This window comes from Kitasatospora sp. NPDC094028 (assembly GCF_049543595.1).
Lineage (GTDB): Bacteria > Actinomycetota > Actinomycetes > Streptomycetales > Streptomycetaceae > Kitasatospora.
The window spans coordinates 1-1,529 of sequence record NZ_JBMVFA010000013.1 but is presented as its reverse complement, the minus strand read 5'-3'; the positions used below and the strand labels follow the sequence as shown (position 1 = coordinate 1,529).

The following is a 1,529-nucleotide window of genomic DNA, read 5'->3' as shown; positions in this document are numbered from 1 at the left end:
CGGAGCAGAGATGACCACGCCCCACGACAAGGTAGTCGCCGCTCTCCGGTCCTCGATGAAGGAGACCGAACGGCTGCGCAAGCAGAACCGCCAGCTCCTGGCCGCGGCCGCCGAACCCGTCGCCGTCATCGGCATGGGCTGCCGCTACCCCGGCGGCGTCGCCTCGCCCGAGGACCTCTGGGACCTCGTGGCGGGCGGCACCGACGCCACCGGCGGCTACCCGGCCGACCGCGGCTGGGACCTCGGCGCCCTGGCGGACGCCGGCGTCGACGAGCGCGACACCCGCGTCTCGCGGCGTGGCGGCTTCCTCGACTCGGTGTCCGGCTTCGACGCCGACTTCTTCGGAATCTCGCCGCGCGAGGCCGTCTCCACCGACCCCCAGCAGCGCCTGCTGCTGGAGACCTCGTGGGAGGCCTTCGAGCGGGCGGGCCTCGACCCGACGGCGTTGCGCGGCAGCCGCACCGGTGTCTTCCTCGGCACCAACGGCCAGGACTACGCGTACCTGCTGGTGCGCTCCCTGGCCGATGCCACCGGCGACATCGGCACCGGCATCGCCGCCTCGGCCCTCTCCGGCCGCCTCTCCTACACCCTCGGGCTGGAAGGCCCGGCGGTGACGGTCGACACCGCGTGCTCGTCCTCGCTGGTCGCCCTGCACTGGGCGGTCCAGGCGCTGCGGGCCGGCGAGTGTACGCTCGCCGTCGCGGGCGGCGTCAACGTGATGGCGACGCCCGGCTCGCTGATGGAGTTCTCCCGGCAGGGCGGACTGGCCCCGGACGGGCGCTGCAAGGCGTTCGCCGACGGCGCCGACGGGACGGGCTGGGCCGAGGGCGTCGGCGTGCTGGTGCTGGAGCGCCTCTCGGACGCCCGCCGCAACGGGCACCGCGTCCTCGCGGTCGTGCGGGGCTCGGCGGTGAACCAGGACGGCGCGTCCAACGGCTTCACCGCACCCAACGGCCCCTCGCAGCAGCGGGTCATCCGCCAGGCGCTCGCCAACGCCGGGCTGACGGCCGCCGACGTCGACGCCGTCGAGGGCCACGGGACGGGCACGCCGCTCGGCGACCCGATCGAGGCCCAGGCACTCCTCGCCGCCTACGGGCAGGGACGGGAGGACGGCCGGCCGCTGTGGCTGGGCTCGGTCAAGTCCAACTTCGGTCACGCCCAGGCGGCCGCCGGGGTCGCGGGCGTGATCAAGATGGTGCAGGCGATGCGGGCGGGCGTGCTGCCGAGGACGCTGCACGCGGACACGCCGTCCTCGCGCGTGGACTGGTCGGCGGGCGCGGTGCGGCTGCTGACGGAGGCGCGTGAGTGGCCGGGCGGCGAGCGGCCGCGACGGGCCGGGGTGTCCTCGTTCGGGATCAGCGGGACGAACGCGCACGTGATCGTCGAGGAGGCGCCGGCGGAGGATGTTCCGGCGGCTTCGTCGGTTGTGCCCGATGTGGTGCCGTGGGTGGTGTCGGCGAAGTCGGAGGCGGCGCTGGACGCGCAGCTGGAGCGGCTCGCCGGGGTCGGGGGCTCGCCGGTGGACGTCG

Annotated in this window: 1 protein-coding gene; it reads left to right on the top strand. The window is 75.2% G+C overall.

Going from position 1 to position 1,529, the window contains the following annotated elements; all coding sequences use genetic code 11:
- Nucleotides 1–10 precede the first annotated feature (10 nt).
- Nucleotides 11–1,529: type I polyketide synthase (locus ACPC54_RS20600; protein ID WP_498966570.1), on the top strand; the 1,519-nt coding region annotated here is incomplete at its 3' end.